Raw genomic sequence first — 16,440 nt, forward strand, 5'->3', positions numbered from 1 at the left:
CGTCCTTCCGGCTTCCCAGGAATGATTGGAAATTCGCCGCTCAGCTGCGGATACGGCCGATTTCAGCGCATTCCTGCATCGCCGCGCCAGATCACGTCGGCCGAAATGGCACGTACATCGGTCTGCCCGGTCAAGGCCATGCTCACGCTCAACTCGCGGCGAATCAGTTCGATCGCCTGCGTCACGCCGGCCTCACCGTTCGCACCCAGGCCATAAAGAAAGGCTTTGCCGATCAACCCGGCATGCGCCCCGCAGGCCAAAGCCTTGAGCAAGTCCTGGCCGCTGAGGATGCCGCCATCGAACAGCACCTGCAGGCGATCGCCGACCGCCTGCACGATGTAGGGCAGCACCTCGATGCTGGCCGGCGCACCATCCAGCTGGCGGCCGCCGTGATTGGACACGACGATGGCATCGACGCCATGGCCCGCTGCGATACGGGCATCTTCCGGATCGAGTATGCCTTTGATGATCAACTTGCCGGGCCACAGCGCGCGGATCCATTCGAGGTCTTCCCAGGTCAGAGTCGGATCGAACTGCTTGGCGATCCATTGCGCCAGCGTGGAAAGGCTGTCGGTATTCTCAATACGCCCCTTCAAGTTGCCGAACGAACGACTGGGCGCGTGCAACATGCTCCAGGCCCAGCGTGGCTTGCTGAGCATGTCGAACAGATTGCGCAAGGTAATCCGCGGTGGCACCGACAAGCCGTTCTTGATCTCGCGATGACGTTGGCCTTGCACGGTAAGGTCCACGGTCAGCATCAGCGCACTGCAACCGGCGGCCTTGGCGCGCTCGATCAATTCGCGCGTAAAGCCGCGATCGCGCATGACGTACACCTGGAACCAGAACGGGGTCTTCACCGCGTCATGCACTTGTTCGATCGAGCAGATCGACACCGTACTCAGGCAAAACGGGATGCCGGCCTTCGCAGCGGCGCGTGCGCCGAGGATCTCGCCGCCACCGCGTTGCAGGCCGGTGAGGCCGGTCGGGGCGATCGCCAGCGGCATCGATACCGGCTGGCCGACAATGTCGGTCGTCAGAGACCGGTTATCGACGTTGTGCATTACCCGTTGCCGCAGGCTTATCAGTGCCAGTGCTGCGTGATTTGCCCGCAAGGTGGTTTCTTCGTACGAGCCGCGATCGGCGTACTCGAAGAAGGCACGCGGAACGCGGCGCCTGGCCAGTTCACGCAAATCGGCAACGCTGGTGATGGGAGTCGTCATTGTGCCCTCGACACATCGATCGGTTCGCGCCACGCAGGACCATCCGGGTAACGATAGTGCGCCAGCGTGCTCGCATGCATTTTCGCGGAAAAGCCCGGCGACTCAGGTGCGATATAACAGCCATGGCGAATGACCACAGGGTCGACGAAATGCTCGTGCAGATGATCGACGAACTCGATCGCGCGATCGTCCTTTTTGCCGCTGATCGCTACGAAGTCGGCCATCGCCAGGTGTTGCACCAGTTCGCACAAGCCGACGCCGCCAGCGTGCGGGAACACGCGCACGCCGAATTTGGCGGCCAGCAGCAGGATGGCCAGGTTTTCGTTGACACCACCGACGCGGGCGGCGTCGATCTGCACGAGGTCGACTGCGCCGGCCTGGAACAGCTGCTTGAACATGACACGGTTGTGGGTATGCTCGCCGGTCGAAATCGGTACCGACGCGACGGTGCGGCGGATCGCGGCATGGCCGAGTATGTCGTCCGGGCTGGTCGGCTCCTCGGCCCATGCGATGCGCACGTCCGACAGGCGTTGCAGCCACGCAATGGCGTCACGCACATCCCAGCGCTGGTTGGCGTCGATGGCGATGCCAATGTCGGGCCCAACCGTTTCGCGCGCGAGCCGGCAACGGCGCACGTCGTCTTCCACACTCATGCCTACCTTGAGCTTGATGGTACGAAAGCCCGCGGCAACCGCCTCGCGTGCGAGGCGCTGCATTTTTTCGTCGGCATAACCCAACCAGCCCGGCGAGGTGGTGTAGGCCGGATAGCCTTCGGCAAGCAACTGCGCAATGCGTTGTGTCTTGCTGGTGGCCGCGGCGTGGAGCATGGCCAGTGCCTCATCCGGCGTGAGCGCGTCGGTGAGATATCGGAAATCGATGGTCGCGACCAACTGCTCGGGCGTCATGTCCGCGATGAAGCGCCATAGCGGCTTGCCTGCCATGCGCGCGGCGAGATCCCAGGCGGCGTTGATCACGGCACCGATGGCCATGTGCATCACGCCCTTTTCAGGGCCGAGCCAGCGCAATTGGGAGTCGCCGACCAGGCGCTTTGCGAAGCCGCCCAGATCGCCGATGACTACGTCGAGGTCGAGCCCCAGAACATGATGAGCCAGCGCGTCGATGGCTACTTTCTGTACATCGTTGCCGCGGCCGATGGTGAACGCAAAGCCGTAACCGTCCATGCCGGGTTGATCGGTGCGCATGACGACGTAGGCAGCCGAGTAGTCCGGGTCGGGATTCATCGCATCCGAGCCATCCAGCTCCCGTGAGGTCGGAAAGCGGACATCGTAAGTCTCAAATGCTGTGATCTTTGTCATGCCATGACCTTTCTCGAATAAAAATGGTGCGACGTCACGACGGTCATGCCGCATGGTCGTCGCCGATATGCGCTCGAACCTGCTGACGCTGTCGGCCGAGTCCGTCGATGCCGAGTTCGATCACGTCGCCGGGACGCAGATAGATTTGCGGCTTTTGTCCAAGACCCACGCCTGACGGCGTACCGGTGCTGATGACATCACCAGGCAACAACGTCATATAGCGGCTGATGTGGCTCACCAGTGTGGCCACGTTGAAGATCATCGTACGTGTATGCCCGTTCTGATAACGGTGCCCGTTGACCTCCAGCCAAAGGTGGAGATTCTGCGGATCGGGAACCTCATCGGTAGTCACCAGGCATGGGCCGAGCGGCCCGAAGGTATCGCAGCTTTTGCCTTTGACCCATTGGCCGCCATGATCGAATTGGAACGTGCGCTCGGATAAGTCGTTCACCACGAGATAGCCGGCGACATGCGCGAGTGCGTTCTCGACCGAGACGCTGCGGGCTGTCTCGCCGATGACAACACCCAGCTCCACTTCCCAGTCGGTCTTGGCGGAGCCTTGCGGAATGATCACGTCGTCGTTGGGGCCGATGATCGCGCTGGTGGCTTTCATGAAAAGCACGGGCTGCTCGGGCACGGGCGTGTTGGTTTCCGCAGCATGTTCGGCGTAGTTCATGCCGACGCAGATCATCTTGCCGACATGTGCGATGGGCGTGCCGTAGCGAGGTTGTCCGGCGACAGGCGGCAGCGTATGCGGATCAATTGCCGCGATGCGCGTCAGCACATCGCGGCCGAGTGCCTGCCCATCGATATCGTTGATGATGGATGAGAGATCCCGAAGCGTGCCTGCTTCGTCAATGAGGCCGGGCTTTTCCTCGCGGGGAGCACCGTAACGTACCAGTTTCATGCATGTGCCTCTTGTGCTCAGTTGGACCAGCCACCGTCTACGACGTGGATGGTGCCGGTGGTGAAGGCGGATTCGTCGGATGCCAGATACAACGCCAGTGCAGCGATTTCCTCGGGTTCACCCAGACGTCCCATTGGTTGGCGTTCGGCGAAGCTTCGCCAGTGAGCCGCTTCGTCGCCGCCGAGCGCGCGAACGCGCCCGGCCAGCGACGGTGTTTTCACCGTGCCCGGACAAATCGCATTGCAGCGCACGCCGCGCGCGACGAAATCCGCAGCGATTGAACGGGTCAGGCCGATCACGGCGCCCTTGGTGGCGCCATAGGCAAAACGGTTCGGTACGCCTTTGACGCTGGAGGCGACCGATGCCATGTTGATGATGCTGCCCTTGCTGCGCCCGAGCATGCCCGGAAGCACGGCTTTGCACAGATGGAACATGCTGTCGACATTGATCGTGAACGAGCGACGCCAGCTTGCCTCGTCGGTATCCAGGATGCTTCCCGCGTGTACGTAGCCGGCACAGTTGAACAACACATCGAATGGACCGGATGTATTGACCAATGCTTCGACGCTGTCCGCATGGGTCACGTCCAATACCTTGGTGGCGAGCGATGGATGCTCTGCCATCAGGCTGGCGAGCGCGTTCGTATCGATATCAGTGGCGAGAACCTGGGCGCCGGCCTGCGCAAAGGCGAGGGCAGTTGCACGACCGATGCCGGCGCCCGCCGCCGTGACAAGTGCGTGCTTGCCGGATAGACGCCCACTCATGCGGCATCTCCTTTGGCATCGCTTTTATCCCGGATGCGAAACGATGTGGCAGGCAAGATCATGGCGGTACTCCTACATGTGGTCCGGAACGGGAGAGTCGATATCCAGTGCGTAAAAACGCACGGCGTTGGCGGCGAAGACATCCGCCTGCGAGCCCGGTGCGTGGCGCTCGGTCAGCATCAAGGCCATATGAAGCCAGTGGCCAAAGTCGGCACGCGTGGTGAGCACAGGCCAGTCGCTGCCCCAGATCAGGCGTTTCGAGCCGAAGTGCGCAAACAGAGCGTCTACATACGGTTCTATCGCGTCGTCATGGATGTGTTCGTCCAGAAGCGTGAGCAGGCCCGATAGCTTGCAGTGAAGCTGAGGGTGCTGGGCCAACTCATCGATCCAGCGGACCCACGGATCGAATCCGCCGCTGGCAATGGCTGGCTTGCCTGCGTGGTCGAGTACGACACTCAATTGCGGGTTTCGTTGCAGTCGGCGACGAAGCGCGGGCAATTGTGGTATGCCGACCAGTGCATCGAAGGCCAGGCCGCGATCCTGCATGCAATCGAAAGCGCGATCGAGCGACGGCTTTGCCAGCCAGTCCGGATCGGCGATGTCCTGGGTCATCGGGCGCAATCCACATAACAGTCCGTCACCGTCACGAATCAGGGCATCGATGCGAGCGCCTACGTCGGGAGCTTCCAGATCGACCCAGCCGACAACGCCGGCGACGGCGGGGTCGAGACGCGCCAATTCAAACAGGTAGCGTGTTTCTTCTTCGGTGGGTGCGGCTTGCATGAGCACGCTGAACTTGACGCCTGCAGCTTCCCGTTGCGCGCATAGGTCGACCGGCAGAAAAGCCTGGCGCAATGCCATTGGCGCCTGCGCCAGCCAGGCGTAATCGCCGCGTGCTGGCTGCCAATAGTGTTGATGCGCATCGACAACCGTCATGGCGTTGGTCATGGCGTGGGACTGCCACTCAGGATCAAGCCGGCCTCGCGCAAGGCGCGCCATGCTTCGGCAGGCACAGTGGCTTGCATGCGGGCACTGGCGCTGTCGACTTCCGCCACGGAGCGCAAGCCGCATACCACACTCGCCACGGCAGGATGTGCCAGCGGAAATTGCAACGCCGCTGCACCCACCTCGGTATGGGTGCGGGCAAGGATTTCGTAGAAGCGTTGTGCTTTTTCGAGAGTGGCGTCATCGGCGAGCGCGTAGTTGTAGAAATTGCCCGGACCATCCGTTCCGCCAAGCAGGCCCGAGTTGTAAGGGCCTGCGGCGAGAATGGCGACACCGCGCGCCTGCGCTTGCGTCATCACGCCTTCGCTGTGTTGCTGTTCGAACAGCGTGTAACGTCCGGCCAGCATGATGGTGTCCAGCGGGAATCGCGGCATCACCTCAAGGCACACCGCCTCTTCGTTGACGCCGATGCCGATGGCATCACAGACGCCTTGCGCACGCAATTCCGCCATCGCTGGCAGTGCTTCATCCAGTGCCTGACGCAGCACGCAAGCATGATTCGCTCCGTGCGTCAGCACGCCGATATCGTGAAGCAGCAGGACGTCGACATGATCGGTGCGCAGACGACTCAGGCTTGCCTCGAGCGAACGCAGGATGCCGTCACTGCTGTAATCGAAATGGGCGTTTCGACCATCGACGATGAAGCCATCGGCGTGGCTTGTATGGCGGTGATCGATGTCGATGATGCGGCCGACCTTGGTTGACAGCGTAAAGCTGTCGCGCGGCAGACGACCCAGCGCAGCTCCTAGCCGGCTCTCGCTCAGGCCGTAGCCGTAGTAGGGTGCGGTATCGAAGTGTCGGATGCCTCGTTGCCATGCATGCGCAATGGTCGCCACGGCCACATCGTCGTTCATCGACTCGTACAGGTTGCCGACTGGCGCACCGCCGAATGACAACGGTGACCACAGTTCACCCCGCCGTCGATCTCTGGCGGTGTCCGGATCCGGCCTGGTTGTCGCTTGCGTCATGCCGCCCTCGCGCTGACCTCGGAAGCCGCCTTTTGAGGTGGCTTCCCATCTCCTGTCAAGACGTATTTGCACATGATCGCGCATCTGCTTTGCTGTGTATATATAAACATTGAATTCACAGGTGCCGTTTGCGAGGCTGCAAGACGCATCGAAAAAAAGATTGCATTTTGATTTATCACGATCTAAAACATATATGAAATATGATTTCGCTGATGAACACTGGCTAGGTCATCTAGACCAGATCCGTCGGTTCGAGCGGTTTGACTCGCAGCAGATACAGGTGCGCGCACATGTCATTACCAATGAAAAAGCCGGACCAACCGGGAGAGTCCCATCCGTCCAGGGTTCAGATCGGTCAGGGGTTCAGCCGCATGCTTGAGATGTCTGCGGCCATGCCGCCGCTCGCGGGTCCCTTTGACCATGGATCGGACGATCTGGATGGCGCTTCGATGGGCCCATCCGCATCTACCCGCGAAAGAGCGTTTCTTGCGGCGGACGTGGGAGGCACGCATGCGCGCCTGGGGCTTGTCGCGCCAAATGCGAAGGAGGGCAAGCCCGAGATCCTTGCCTATCGGACCTATCGCTGCAACGACCATCCGCACATGGAGGACATCGCCCGCTGCTTCTGCGAAGAATTTGGCGTGCAGCCACGAGTACTGGTGCTCGCATGCGCTGGCTATATGCATGCCGGGTCCGTGATCAACAAGAATCTCCCATGGCCCGTAATGCCTCGGATGATGAAAGAGGCGCTGGAGCTCGATAGCGTCACCCTCATCAACGATCTCGAAGCACTTGCTTACGCAGTTGGGCACATTGATTGCCGCGGCGCGACGACTCTGAAGGCACCGATGATGTCCGTGCGGGAAGCGGGTCCCATCGTCATCCTTGGCCCGGGTACCGGGCTTGGCGCTGCCGTATGGTTTCCAGGGCAACCGCCGCGCGTAATGACGACCGAGGCTGGTCAGATCCAACTGGCTGCGCGAGTGGGTATCGAACAGCAGGTGCTGGCGCAATTGGCGCAGGCTGACAGTCACGTGTCCTACGAAGCGGTGCTTTCTGGTCCAGGCCTGCATCGCATCTATGTCGCACTGTGCGCTATACGCGACCGCTACCCGTCCATTGACGAACCCGTTGCCGTTACATCCGCAGCACTCGCCGGTGGCGACGACATCGCCCGCGAGGCACTCACTTTGTTTTGTGGTTGGCTCGGGTCCTTTGCGGCGGATCTGGCCATGCTCTACGGCGCGACGGGTGGCATCTGTCTGGTTGGTGGTCTTCTTTCGCAAATGATCGATTTCTTGCAAGGGAGTCCCTTCACCGATCGGTTCCTCGACAAGGGTGTGATGCGCCCGTTTTTGCAAAAGGTACCTATTCGCGTCATGGAGCGCGGTCGACACGGTGTCATCGGTGCCGCCAGCTGGCATCTCGATAACCGAGTCGATGTCGATGGTTTCAGGCTTTAGTTCCCCCTGCCGATCGCGGCCGATCAGCTCCCTCGCTATTGGTCGCGATCGGTGTTTTTTTGCGCATTAGATCCGAAAGTCTGGGACGAACTGCCTGTGGCACAGTACTGACCATGAAAACTTTCCGTGTCACCTTGATCTTGCGCGTGCTGCTGGGGACAGGTGGCGTGGCAGTGTTCGGTACGCATGCATTTCCTTTGGTCGAGGATGGTCATGCGCAGGCCGAAGCACTGATCGCAAAGATGACTTTGGCGGAAAAGATTTCGCAAACGCAGAGCAGCGCACCTGCCATACCTCGACTTGGCGTCGCGGCCTACGATTGGTGGAGCGAGGGTTTGCACGGTATCGCTCGCAACGGCTATGCCACTGTATTTCCGCAGGCGATTGGCCTCGCCGCGAGTTGGGATTCCAGTCTTCTGAATCAGGTCGGGGCCACGATTTCTGTCGAGGCACGGGCCAAATTCAATGCGGTGGGTGCGATGCGCGACCATGCCCGCTACCAGGGCCTGACCATCTGGTCGCCCAACATCAATATCTTTCGCGATCCGCGTTGGGGCCGGGGGCAGGAGACGTACGGCGAGGATCCGTATCTCACCGGCCAGCTTGCCGCAGGGTTCATTCGCGGAATCCAGGGCGATGATCCAGACCATCCGCGCGCGATCGCCACACCCAAGCACCTGGTCGTGCACAGTGGGCCGGAATCCGGTCGTCACGGCTTCGACGTCGATGTTTCGCCCTACGATTTCGCGTCGACGTATACACCCGCCTTTCGTGCAGCGATGACCGAGGGACATGCGGGTTCCGTCATGTGCGCGTACAACGCTTTGCACGGCGTTCCCGTGTGCGCCGACGACATGCTGTTGAGCACACTGTTGCGCCACGATTGGGGCTTCAAGGGTTATGTCGTATCCGACTGCGATGCAGTCGACGACATGACCAGGTTTCACTATTTCAAATCCGACAACGCCGAGTCGTCCGCGGCCGCCATCCAGGCCGGTACCGATCTCGATTGCGGTAGCGCCTATGCCGAACTGCTTGACGCCGTATCCAGGGGCTACGTCAAGGAGTCGGTCATCGACACGGCACTCACACGGTTGTTTGCCGCACGCTACAAACTGGGTGAGTGGGGTGCGAACGGCATCGATCCGTATGCGAGTATCGGTCCCGGTCAGGTGGACAGTTCGGCACATCGCCAGCTCGCCTTGCAGGCGGCACTCGAATCGATGGTGTTGCTGAAAAATGCGCATGGCACGTTGCCGTTACGCGATGGGGTGCATCTGGCCGTGATCGGCCCCAACGCCGACACCCTGGAGACCCTCGAGGCGAATTACCACGGCACCTCGCGCGCGCCCATGACACCGCTGCAGGGTTTGCGCCAGCGCTTCGGCGCGCAGTACATCGGCTACGCGCAGGGTGCCCCGATCGCCGATGGCGTACCGGTGCCGATTCCAGAAACCGCGTTACGCACGACGGCGCACGCGGAAACCGGTCTGCTGGGCGAGTACTTCGACCGCCTTGATTTCAGCGGTACGCCACAGGTGACCCGTACCGATCGTGTCATCGATTTCGATTGGGACCATGTGGCGCCCGCGGACGGCATGCGTGCCGATCGCTACGCCGTACGCTGGAGTGGTGAACTGGCTCCTCCGGGATCCGGCGATTACACCTTGGCGGTGCACGTCGATCGTTGCTTTGATTGCACAGGGCACGATCCCGTACGTCTGTATATCGATGGCCGCCTGGCGATCGATGATGCCGGTGACGACAAACACATGCAGGCGACGCTGCATTTCGCCGACACCCATCCCCACGCTGTTCGCCTGGAACTCGTGCATAGCGGACAGGACCAGGGCATACGCCTGCAATGGCTGGCGCCTGCCCAGGCGCAACTGGCCGAAGCAGAAGCCGTCGTGCAACGTGCGGATGCCGTCGTCGCCTTTGTCGGGCTCTCGCCGGATGTCGAAGGCGAGGAGCTGAAGATCGACGCGCCGGGCTTCAGCGGCGGTGACCGTACCGACATTGCCTTGCCAGTACTTCAGCGGAACCTGCTTGAGCAGGTGGCTGCCAGTGGCAAGCCGTTGGTGGTGGTCTTGATGTCGGGCAGCGCGGTGGCACTGAATTGGGCGAAAGCCCACGCCGATGCGATCCTCGTCGCCTGGTATCCCGGTGAATCGGGTGGCCTTGCGGTTGCCCAGACTCTGGCTGGCGACTACAACCCGGGCGGTCGCTTGCCGGTGACGTTCTACCGTTCGACCAACGATCTGCCGCCATTCGTCAGCTATGCCATGCAGGGGCGCACTTACCGCTACTTCACGGGCACGCCGCTTTATCCGTTCGGTTACGGCTTGAGCTACACGCACTTCACGTATGGCAAGCCCGAGGTGTCGACCACCGAATTGCGTGCGGGCGCATCGCTGACAGTCAGCGCGACTGTTCGCAATGAAGGCATGCACGCTGGCGACGAAGTCGTGCAGGTTTATCTGGGTGCAGTGGATTCCGCGCTGGCCCCTCGCCACGCCCTGGTGGGCTTTCGTCGCGTACACCTGGCTGCTGGTGAAAGCCAGCGTGTGAGCTTCGAGCTTGCCCCACGCCAGCTAAGCAGTGTCGATGCAAAGGGTGACCGTGCCGTGGAGGCTGGCCATTACCGTCTGTTTGTCGGTGGCAGCCAACCTGGGGATGGCCAGGGCGTCGCTACTGCATTTACCGTGACTGGCCATGAGGCAGTCTCCCATTGAACGTCGAGCATGTTGCTTGGGAGAACGTGCGCAAGACGGCCTGTGTGATGGGCGCATGGATTTTTGGCGTGGTGGTTTTGCCGGACATACCGGTCATCGCGATGGCCACGACACCCGTCACCATCGAAGGCAATCATTTTGTGCAGGCGGAAAAACCGCACCAGATCATTTCCGGATCGATGGATTTCCAGCGCATACCGCGTGCGTATTGGCGCGACCGCCTTCAAAAAGCGCGAGCCATGGGCTTGAACACGATCACTACGTACGTGTACTGGAATGCGATCGAGCAGCAGCCGGGGCAATTCGATTTCAGTGGACGCAATGACATCGTGGCCTTTATTCGCCTGGCGCAGGAACAGGGTCTGGATGTCATTCTTCGCCCTGGTCCGTATGTCTGTGCAGAGTGGGAGGCGGGCGGATTTCCGTCATGGCTATTCGCCGATCCGCACCTTCATGTGCGTACACAGGCCCCGGCGTTCTTGAAAGCAGTCGACAATTACTTCCAGCGCCTTGGCAGGGAAGTCGCACCATGGTTGGCCATCCATGGCGGACCGATCATCGCCGTGCAGATTGAAAACGAATATGGCTCATATGGCAACGATCGGCTTTACATGGAGGATATTCGTCACGCATTGATCCGCGCTGGTCTGGGCGGTGATCTGATGTTTACCTCCGACGGTGCCGACGAACTGAGTAACGATGCGCTGCCGGGTGTGCTGGCCGTGATCAACTTCGGTACGGGTGAGGCCAAAAACGAGTTCCCGAAGCTTGAGAAATTTCGCCCAGGTCAACCGATGATGGCCGGTGAATATTGGGCCGGCTGGTTCGATCACTGGGGAGGGACACATACACACACGGATGCTGAAATACAGGCCAAAGAACTGGCCTGGATGCTTGGGCATGGCTATTCGGTAAACATCTATATGTTCGAAGGCGGTACCACCTTCGGCTTTATGAATGGCGCCAACTTCCAGAGTGATCCTGCCGATCACTACGCGCCGCAGACCACTAGTTACGACTATGACGCGGCGCTGGACGAGGCAGGGCGGCCTACGCCGAAGTTCGCGCAATTCCGCGACCTCATCTCCAAGGTTACGGGCATCACGCCACCACCGCTACCGCCGCCCATACCCTTCATGCAGGTGCCCGAATTCACGCTGGAGGAGTCGGCATCACTATGGGACAACCTCCCGGCGCCGCTGGCAGCTGACCAGCCACAGTCGATGGAGCACTTCGGCCAGGATTACGGTTACATCCTTTATCGCACGCAGATCAGTGGCCCAGTTACCGGACAGCTCTATCTTGGTGAGGTGCGCGACTACGCTACGGTCTATGTCGATCAGAAACTGATCGGCACCGTCGATCGGCGTCTCAAGCAAGTCGCCGTGGAGACCACGATTGGCGCCGGCCCGCATACGATCGATGTGCTGGTCGAAAACACGGGCCGCGTCAACTACGGACCGCACCTTGAAGACGGCCGTGCCGGTCTTGTCGATCCGGTGTTATTAAATGGCAACGTACTGCATGGCTGGCAAGTTTATCCGCTGCCGATGCGCTCACCTGACGCGCTTCGCGGATGGAAAACTCAAGCAGTGGATGGCCCTGCATTTCATCGTGGTCGTTTCAGTGAGGTGGTTCTCGCCGATACCTATCTGGATGTCTCCGCCTTCAGCAAGGGATTCATATGGGTTAACGGGCATAACCTCGGCCGTACCTGGGACATCGGTCCGCAGCGCTCACTGTATCTTCCAGCACCATGGCTCAAACGAGGCGATAACACCGTAGTGGTTTTCGACCTGCGCGCGCTGCGACGTCCCGTGCTGCGCGGCCTCGTGCAGCCGCTTTGGTCGAAGCCAGCGAGTTAGGCACATGAAGGTATCCCGAAGGGTCATTCAATTCGGTTTGGGAATGCTCGGAATTCCCGCGTTTGGGTTTGCAGCAAATTCCGATCCTGTTCTTCTTCGCGAGTTCATCAGCACATCTCCACCAACCCGACAGAGCCATGCATCGACGATTGTCGAAACGCCTGAAGGGCTTGTCGTGGCATGGTTTGGTGGCGAGCAGGAGCGCGACCCAGGCGTTGGTGTCTGGATCGCACGACAAACGAAGGGGCGTTGGAGCGTGCCAGTCGAAGTGGCCGACGGCCAACAACCCGCGGGACGACGCGAGCCTGCCTGGAATCCCGTCTTATTCCGCCCCCACAGCGGGCCATTGATGCTCTTTTACAAGGTCGGCCCCGATCCACAGCATTGGTGGGGCATGCTCATGACATCGACCGATAACGGAGTACATTGGTCCAACGCACAACGGCTTCCGCACGATGTGCTGGGCCCGATCAAGAACAAGCCTGTGCAACTTGCCGATGGCAGCATCGTCAGTCCATCGAGCACGGAGCAGGGTGATTGGCGCATTCATTTCGAGCGTTCGACTGATCTGGGTAAAGCGTGGTTGCGCAATCTGCCGATCGACAATCCCGATGGCATCGAAGCCATCCAGCCGAGCTTGCTGCCATGGCATGATGGCGATCTTCAAGCGATAGGTCGTACCCGGCAGGACAGTCTTTTCACGACACGCTCTAAAGATAACGGGCACACGTGGTCTGTGCTGAAGCTGCTGGATGTGCCGAATCCAAATTCAGGCATCGATGCCGTGCTGCTGGCCGACGGTCGCGCACTGCTTGTCTACAACCCCACCACGCACGGGAAAAATTGGTGGGATGGACGGGGTGTGCTTGCTGTCGCCATCTCCAGCGATGGCGAGCATTGGAAGCGTGTACTGACACTGGAAACGAATTCCCGGGCCGAGTTTTCCTATCCGGCGATCATCCAGACCAGTGCCGGGATAGTGCACATTACTTACACGTGGAAGCGGTTGCGCATTGCACACGTGGTTCTGGATCCCCACGAACTATGATTCGTATCGGTTGTGTCTCCTCTTTTGACTTGCAGGACGCGACGATCACGACGGCCTGCTGAAGCTCTTCTGCACCCGCACTGACCCTTAATTAAGTCGGGCGCGGGGATCTCGAAGCGCCTCTTTAAAACAATGACTTACAGACAATCGCGGCGCAATGGGCCGTGATTTGAAAATTTCTGTTGCGGTGCGACTTGCCTCGATCTAAATTCGGCCTATAAGCTCTTTCCACCTAAATATGAATTAGATATTCACCTATGAAATAGGAGCGTGCGCTGGGGATGACCCCAGGCAGCCGTTGGGACCACCGGGAGAGGAAATGCAGAGCCTGATCAAGCTGGGTCACGATGCAACGGTTCTGTCATGTCACGGCAGCGGAACGCATTGCGCATGAAACGCTGCTGCCAGCGTTATAGCCCGGCCGGGGATGCCTATTCCATGTCGTTCGGCGCTACGCAGGAAGCAGCAAAGTCATTGGGAACGACGGTTTCGTTTTCCGGCGAACCCTTCCTTGCCGCCGACGTAGGCGGGACCCACGCGCGCATAGGGCTAATGGCGTTTCGGCCGGGTCAATCCACGCCCGTTGTGCTTGCCTACCACGTGTACAAGTGTGCCGAATACGCGGGCCTGGAAGCCATCGTGCGCGTGTTCTGCGATGAGACGGCGGCCAAGGCGTACCGCCTTGTGCTCGCTTGCGCGGGCTTTTTGCATGAAGGCAACGTGGTCAACAGCAACCTGCAGTGGCCGATCGTACCCGCTGCGCTCGAAAAGGCGGCGGGTCTGCGTGACATCATAGTGCTCAACGATTTTGAAGCGCTGGCCTACGGTACGGCCTACCTGGATGCGGGCAGTGTCACCCCGCTGCATAACCCGCGCCGGGAAGAAGAAACAGCCACAGGTTCTGTGGTCATCGTCGGCCCCGGTACCGGGCTGGGCGTAGCGGTGCGTTTGCCCGGTGCACAGCTGAAGGTGTTGGCGACAGAAGCGGGGCATATCCAGCTGGCTGCTCGCGTGGGACGCGAGCAGCGGGTGCTGGCCGAGCTGACGCAAGACGACACGCATGTCCCCTATGACCATGTGTTGTCCGGTCCCGGGCTGTTGCGCCTGTATGGCGCGTTATGCCGTATCAAGCAATTACCCGTCGTGTTCCACGAACCCGCCGCGATCACTGCCGCGGCATGTGCCGGCACGAATGCGGTGGCGGTGGAGACCTTGCAGCTGTTCTGTGGATGGCTCGGTTCTTTCCTCGGCGATTTGGCGATGCTGTATGGCGCCACCGGCGGCATCTACCTCGCGGGAGGGTTTCTTTCGCGCATGACCGCGTTTGTTGAAAAGAGCACGTTCACCAGTCGTTTTCTCGACAAGGGCGTGATGCGCCCGTTTCTGCAAACCATTCCCGTCCACGTGGTGGATCACGCGCAGCTCGGTGTCATCGGCGCGGCGAGTTGGCTGATGATTCGCGAAGCAGAGGGCAAAACCGCATGAGCAAGAAGCTTTCGGGAATATCGATGACTACGCATGTGCGCAAGCTGCGCCGTGTCGGCCTATGCCTAGGCTTCGTTGTTGCGTGCTGCGGCATGACGGTCGCCGTGGCTGCCGATGGCACGCATGCCGTGACCCCACCGGATGCGGCGACGATCGAACACCAATGGGTGGCGGCCAACCGTCCCTACGACAATGCACGCCAGGCCATCCTTGCACAGACGCACAAGATTGCCTGGCAAGGGCCGATGCAACCGGATTGGCAGAGCCTGACCGGATACAGCACGCCCGAATGGTATCGGGACGCCAAGTTCGGCATCTTCATCCACTGGGGCGTGTATTCGGTGGCGGCTTACAAAGGCGAGTGGTATCCGCGCCATGCCTACGAGCGCACCGGCGAGTACGCCAACTATTACCAGCATCAGGTGGCTACCTATGGGCCGATGCCCCAGGTCGGCTACAAGGATCTGATCCCGCGCTTCAAGGCCGAGCATTTCGATCCGCAGGCCTGGGCAAAGTTGTTCCGTGAGGCCGGTGCGCGCTACGTGGTGCCGGTTGCCGAGCACCACGATGGCTTCGCCATGTACGACTCGAAACTATCCGACTGGACCGCAGTGAAGATGGGGCCGCACCGCGACGTGATCGGCGAACTGGCCAAGGCGATCCGCGCGCAGGGCATGAAACTGGGTCTGTCATCGCATCGGGCCGAGCACGACTGGTTCTACGAATACGGACGCACCTTCAATTCCGACGTCAACGATCCGCGCTACGCCGCGCTGTACGGTCCGGCGCATCCGTCGGAATCGGCCAAGGGCGAAGACGGTCAGGATGTGGATTGGACGTTTGTGTCCGACGCCTATCTCGACGACTGGCTGGCTCGTTCGTCCGAGATCGTGCAGGACTATCACCCGGACCTGATGTACTTCGACTGGTGGGTCGGCCAGCCGCGTTTTCGCGGGGCCCTGACCGAGTTCGTCGCGTTCTACTACAACCAGGCGGCAGCGCGGAAGCAGCCGGTCGTGCAGTTCTACAAGCTCGACGACATGCGTCCCGGCACCGGCACGATGAACATCGAGCGCGGGCAGGCGGCGGATATCCGCCAGGAGCCGTGGCAGACCGAAACCTCGGTCAGTCCCGATTCGTGGGGATACGCCGAAGGCGATACCTACAAGTCGCCTGACGAGATCGTGCAGTTGCTCGCCGATGTGGTCAGCAAGAACGGCAACCTGCTGCTCAACATCGGTCCCAAGGCCGACGGCACCATCCCGCCGCAGGCAACGCACATCCTGGAGGCGGTCGGCCAGTGGCTGCGCGCCAACGGCGACGCGATCTACGGAACACGGCCGTGGCGGCGCTTCGGCGAAGGTCCGACCCAGGTGGTTGCCGGCACGATGGAGGACACCAAGACCAAGCCGTACACCGCGGAGGATTTCCGCTTCACCACGAAAGGCTCGCAACTGTACGCCATCGAGATGGCGTGGCCGGCGACGGGCCATGCGCTGATCCATTCGATCGGCCCGGCGATGAAGGTCGCCTCGGTGACATCGTTGGCGACCGGCAAGCCAGTCGTATTCAAACAACAGCCCGACGGCCTGCGCCTCGATTTGCCGGCACAGCCGGCCGGCGTGCATGCCTATGTGTATCGCATCGGAATGGAAAGTCTCTGA

Annotated in this window: 12 protein-coding genes; 6 read left to right on the forward strand and 6 right to left on the reverse strand. The window is 60.6% G+C overall.

All coding sequences use genetic code 11. The features are described 5' to 3' along the window. Positions 1–62 precede the first annotated feature (62 nt). From B0E50_RS09320 to B0E50_RS09345, 6 genes are all read right to left on the reverse strand, one after another. Entirely contained in the window at positions 63–1,220 is a 1,158-nt protein-coding gene (locus B0E50_RS09320) for an alpha-hydroxy acid oxidase (RefSeq protein WP_077440938.1), read from the reverse strand. After that, positions 1,217–2,536: an L-fuconate dehydratase gene (locus B0E50_RS09325; protein ID WP_077440939.1), complete on the reverse strand. Its 1,320-nt coding sequence runs from the start codon at positions 2,534–2,536 to the stop codon at positions 1,217–1,219. Before B0E50_RS09325 ends, B0E50_RS09320 begins: the two co-directional genes overlap by 4 nt. Before the next feature lie 43 nt (positions 2,537–2,579). Further along, positions 2,580–3,443 (reverse strand): fumarylacetoacetate hydrolase family protein, encoded by an 864-nt coding sequence (locus B0E50_RS09330; protein WP_077440940.1) that lies wholly within the window; start codon positions 3,441–3,443, stop codon positions 2,580–2,582. 17 nt (positions 3,444–3,460) lie between these two features. After that, complete coding sequence (locus B0E50_RS09335; RefSeq protein ID WP_077440941.1) at positions 3,461–4,207, reverse strand: SDR family oxidoreductase; 747 nt, start codon at positions 4,205–4,207, stop codon at positions 3,461–3,463. A 72-nt stretch (positions 4,208–4,279) separates the two neighbouring features. Further along, positions 4,280–5,143: an amidohydrolase family protein gene (locus tag B0E50_RS09340; RefSeq protein WP_077441336.1), complete on the reverse strand. Its 864-nt coding sequence runs from the start codon at positions 5,141–5,143 to the stop codon at positions 4,280–4,282. An 8-nt stretch (positions 5,144–5,151) separates the two neighbouring features. Then, a complete protein-coding gene (locus B0E50_RS09345; protein WP_077440942.1) occupies positions 5,152–6,180 on the reverse strand; it encodes an aldo/keto reductase in 1,029 nt (342 codons plus the stop codon). Positions 6,181–6,470: 290 nt separating this feature from the next. Between B0E50_RS09345 and B0E50_RS09350 the strand changes: the two genes are divergently transcribed. The 6 genes from B0E50_RS09350 to B0E50_RS09375 all read left to right on the forward strand — a co-directional run bounded on the left by B0E50_RS09350 (position 6,471) and on the right by B0E50_RS09375 (position 16,440). After that, positions 6,471–7,643 (forward strand): glucokinase, encoded by a 1,173-nt coding sequence (locus B0E50_RS09350; RefSeq protein WP_077440943.1) that lies wholly within the window; start codon positions 6,471–6,473, stop codon positions 7,641–7,643. A 113-nt stretch (positions 7,644–7,756) separates the two neighbouring features. Beyond that, a complete protein-coding gene (locus B0E50_RS09355) occupies positions 7,757–10,378 on the forward strand; it encodes a glycoside hydrolase family 3 C-terminal domain-containing protein (protein ID WP_077440944.1) in 2,622 nt (873 codons plus the stop codon). 47 nt (positions 10,379–10,425) lie between these two features. Beyond that, positions 10,426–12,243 (forward strand): beta-galactosidase, encoded by a 1,818-nt coding sequence (locus B0E50_RS09360; RefSeq protein ID WP_077441337.1) that lies wholly within the window; start codon positions 10,426–10,428, stop codon positions 12,241–12,243. Positions 12,244–12,247: 4 nt separating this feature from the next. Next, positions 12,248–13,291 carry a sialidase family protein gene (locus B0E50_RS09365; protein ID WP_077440945.1) on the forward strand — a complete coding sequence of 348 codons (1,044 nt, stop codon included), beginning with the start codon at positions 12,248–12,250 and terminating at the stop codon, positions 13,289–13,291. A gap of 438 nt (positions 13,292–13,729) precedes the next feature. Then, on the forward strand, positions 13,730–14,776 hold the full coding sequence (locus tag B0E50_RS09370; RefSeq protein WP_077441338.1) for a glucokinase: 1,047 nt from the start codon (positions 13,730–13,732) through the stop codon (positions 14,774–14,776). Beyond that, positions 14,773–16,440, forward strand: coding sequence for an alpha-L-fucosidase (locus tag B0E50_RS09375; RefSeq protein ID WP_254427238.1), 1,668 nt, complete (start codon positions 14,773–14,775; stop codon positions 16,438–16,440). Before B0E50_RS09370 ends, B0E50_RS09375 begins: the two co-directional genes overlap by 4 nt.

Origin of the sequence: Rhodanobacter sp. C01 (genome assembly GCF_002001045.1) — a bacterium.
In the GTDB taxonomy this organism is placed as follows: Bacteria; Pseudomonadota; Gammaproteobacteria; order Xanthomonadales; family Rhodanobacteraceae; genus Rhodanobacter.

Bases quoted from the DNA above. Each gene is read 5' to 3' on its own strand.
- B0E50_RS09370 (WP_077441338.1), top strand. From the start codon at position 13,730: ATGTCGTTCGGCGCTACGCAGGAAGCAGCAAAGTCATTGGGAACGACG.
- B0E50_RS09345 (WP_077440942.1), bottom strand. From the start codon at position 6,180: ATGACGCAAGCGACAACCAGGCCGGATCCGGACACCGCCAGAGATCGA.
- B0E50_RS09355 (WP_077440944.1), top strand. From the start codon at position 7,757: ATGAAAACTTTCCGTGTCACCTTGATCTTGCGCGTGCTGCTGGGGACA.
- B0E50_RS09360 (WP_077441337.1), top strand. From the start codon at position 10,426: ATGGGCGCATGGATTTTTGGCGTGGTGGTTTTGCCGGACATACCGGTC.
- B0E50_RS09340 (WP_077441336.1), bottom strand. From the start codon at position 5,143: ATGACGGTTGTCGATGCGCATCAACACTATTGGCAGCCAGCACGCGGC.
- B0E50_RS09375 (WP_254427238.1), top strand. From the start codon at position 14,773: ATGAGCAAGAAGCTTTCGGGAATATCGATGACTACGCATGTGCGCAAG.
- B0E50_RS09350 (WP_077440943.1), top strand. From the start codon at position 6,471: ATGTCATTACCAATGAAAAAGCCGGACCAACCGGGAGAGTCCCATCCG.
- B0E50_RS09330 (WP_077440940.1), bottom strand. From the start codon at position 3,443: ATGAAACTGGTACGTTACGGTGCTCCCCGCGAGGAAAAGCCCGGCCTC.
- B0E50_RS09325 (WP_077440939.1), bottom strand. From the start codon at position 2,536: ATGACAAAGATCACAGCATTTGAGACTTACGATGTCCGCTTTCCGACC.
- B0E50_RS09320 (WP_077440938.1), bottom strand. From the start codon at position 1,220: ATGACGACTCCCATCACCAGCGTTGCCGATTTGCGTGAACTGGCCAGG.
- B0E50_RS09335 (WP_077440941.1), bottom strand. From the start codon at position 4,207: ATGAGTGGGCGTCTATCCGGCAAGCACGCACTTGTCACGGCGGCGGGC.
- B0E50_RS09365 (WP_077440945.1), top strand. From the start codon at position 12,248: ATGAAGGTATCCCGAAGGGTCATTCAATTCGGTTTGGGAATGCTCGGA.